The sequence below is a fragment of the Acidimicrobiales bacterium genome, assembly GCA_036273495.1.
In the GTDB taxonomy this organism is placed as follows: Bacteria; Actinomycetota; Acidimicrobiia; order Acidimicrobiales; family JAJPHE01; genus DASSEU01.
Genome location: DASUHN010000190.1, coordinates 1 through 2,556, shown reverse-complemented (window position 1 = coordinate 2,556; position 2,556 = coordinate 1). Strand labels below are relative to the sequence as shown.

The 2,556-nt window shown below is 73.3% G+C and carries 2 protein-coding genes; both read right to left on the bottom strand.

Annotated elements, in window-relative coordinates; all coding sequences use genetic code 11:
• Nucleotides 1-301, bottom strand: a 301-nt coding sequence (locus tag VFW24_08070) for a hypothetical protein (protein ID HEX5266716.1), incomplete at its 3' end; no start/stop codon positions are given.
• A 73-nt stretch (nucleotides 302-374) separates the two neighbouring features.
• The coding region (locus VFW24_08065; GenBank protein HEX5266715.1) for a hypothetical protein at nucleotides 375-2,556 on the bottom strand (2,182 nt) is incomplete at its 5' end.

Below are 2,556 nucleotides of genomic sequence, written 5' to 3'. Positions count from 1 at the left end.
CGTTCGCGTCCGGTTTGGGATCTGACTGGTAGCAGTCGCTGCGGACCCCGGAGGGCAGCGAGCCCTGGGTGTCGTACACCTCGTAATCCGTCGGAGGCTCGGGTGCCCGGGCCGTGGTCTCCGGTCCGGACGTCCATCCCGGGAAGTCGGCGCCGGTGAGGACCACCGGCTCGGTGGCGAAGGCCCCGGTCGACACAGACGACCCCGCGCCCGGTGCGGCCACCGCCGCCTGAACGCCGGCGCCGATGAGCACGCTCACCACGGCGGCTGCCGTGGCCCGGACCCGCTTTCTCCTGATCATGAACCCTCCAGATCTCGGGCTTGTCACCAGGCCGGTGGAGCCGTGGCGGAGCAGGCGCATCGACTCCGCCTCCCTACGGGGTGCTCGTCGCCGGGCAGCTCGCCGGGCCCAGCGCCAGGGCTTCGAGGTCGCTCGTGTTGGACAGGTCGTGGTGCTGGCGGGGCCACGGCCCACTCGAGGCGCAACGAGGTGTGCTCGTCGACCACACGAACAGGTCCCCGTTCCTGGTTCCGGCGGCCAGTACCTGCGTGCCGAGCTGGGCCCACGGTCCGAACGATGGGCTGTTCACGATCCAGTCCCCGGTGAACTTCGGGAACCCGGGCGCCTCCTGACCCGTGGCGTCCACGGCGCGCAGGTCGGAGGTGGCGCTTCCCTCGACCACGTACGGGCCGGACCCCGTACCCCCGACGTTGGCGACGATGGGCTGGTCGAAGAACTGGAGGTCGTTCATCACCTGCGGGAACGCCGGTTGCATGGTGGCGGTGCTCGTGTTCCACGCGTCGACCTGGTTGTCGTTGGCGTACTGCTGGTCGGGCAGGGCAGCGTCGAGCGCCTTTCCGAGCGACGTTGCCGGGGCCACGAAGCTGATCCCGGGAGCGGCGTCACCGAGAGGAGCGAACACGGGCATGCCGAGCGAGGGGATGCTCGGCACGTCGTGGGACCTGGCGAGCGGCCCGGCAGCTGACATCGACAGGCTGATGGGTCGGCCGTCGGGCCCGTTCCCGAAGTACGAGGCGCCACCGGGGGTGAAGATGTAGGCCGGTCCGACCGACGTCATGGCCCCGACGTCGAGCTGGCCGTTGCCCGCCAGGTCGGCCAGGGCCGGGCTGGCGGTGGTCCCGTCGGCCACGTCGGGCAGGAGGCCGGCATCGAGGTCGACCATCTGGGCCGGCCAGCCCGGGAGGATGGCGCAGGCGCTGGGCTGGGCGGTCGATCCGGCGCACGCCTTGGCACCGGCCGTGTTGGCGTTCCCTCGAGGGCTGAGGGCGTAGACCTCGCTGTTGGCCGGGTTGAGCAGCGACGCACCGGCTGCGTCCAGGCCGTAGTTCGCCGTGTTGGCTTCGCTGATGGCGCAGTCGGGGCGGCCCGGGTCCTCTTGCAGGCCGGCGCCGGGCACCGTGGCGGGGTTGCAGCCGTACTCCTCGTCCGTGCCCACGACGAGATCGGGTGGCCCGGTGCCGCCGGACAGCCGGCCGACCGCCGGCGTGTCCAGGATCATCGAGCCCATCTGCACGTCGACCGACGACTTGAAGGTGACGTGGTTGGAGGTCGGCTCGACGCTCTGCACCTGGGCGGGGTCGACCACCAGCACCGGATAGCCGGGCAGGAGGCGCCCTCCGGGGTCCCACGCGTACACGTGGCGGTCCAGCGAGGAGTCCACCACATCGAGCTGGCCGCTGCCGGTGAGATCGGCCAGCGCGGGGGCGCCGACGCTGCCCGGCAACAGCCGGTTGTGCGGGTCCCGGGGGTCGACGGCCGGGTCGGTGGCCGCGCTGGTGCCGGCGTAGGGCGCGGGGTCCTGTGAGTACGCCGGGTTGGTGTGCACGGGGAACCCGCGCAGGGGCCGGCCTGACGCGTCCCACGCGTAGACGTTTCCGCACTCGTCGCTGGCCACCACGTCGGGAAGCCCGCCCCGCTGCAGGTGGCCGACGGCCACCCCGCCGACGGTCGAGCAGTGGGGCACGGCGGTCACCTGCCCGCTCGTGTAGGCGGCCTCGTGATCGGTCAGCTCGGCCTGGCCCGGCAGCAGCGCGGTGGTGACGGGCCAGCCCCGCAGCTCCGTCGGTCCTCGGGGGCCGGGCACGTAGGCGTGGATGGTGCCGTCGGCCGTGGCCACCAGCAGGGCGTTGCTTCCCCCCGGCCCGATGGGAGCGAGGGTGGGGGCGGCGTCCACCGATCCCCCGATGGCGGTTGCCGGCTGGGTGACGGGCCCCGTGCCCGCGCCGGCCGCGGGCTGTACCGGCGCGGCGGTCAGCAGCGTCGGGTCGTGCACCAGGTATTCGGTGCGCCGATCGGTCCCGACCAGCCCGTGGGCGTCGGTGACCACGAGGCGCAGGGTGAAGGCGGGGGCGTCGGGCGCCGGGCTTCCGGCGGTCCCCGTGCCGTTGTCTGACGCGGGCAGCCGGGCGGTGATCTCGCTCAGGACGGCGGGCGAGAGGTTGACGGTCGTGGTCACGGGCGTCGCGCCCGGGCCCCCGGCGCCGGTCCCCTGGGCCAGGTCGGTGAAGTCAGCTGGTCCGGGCTGGGTGCCGACG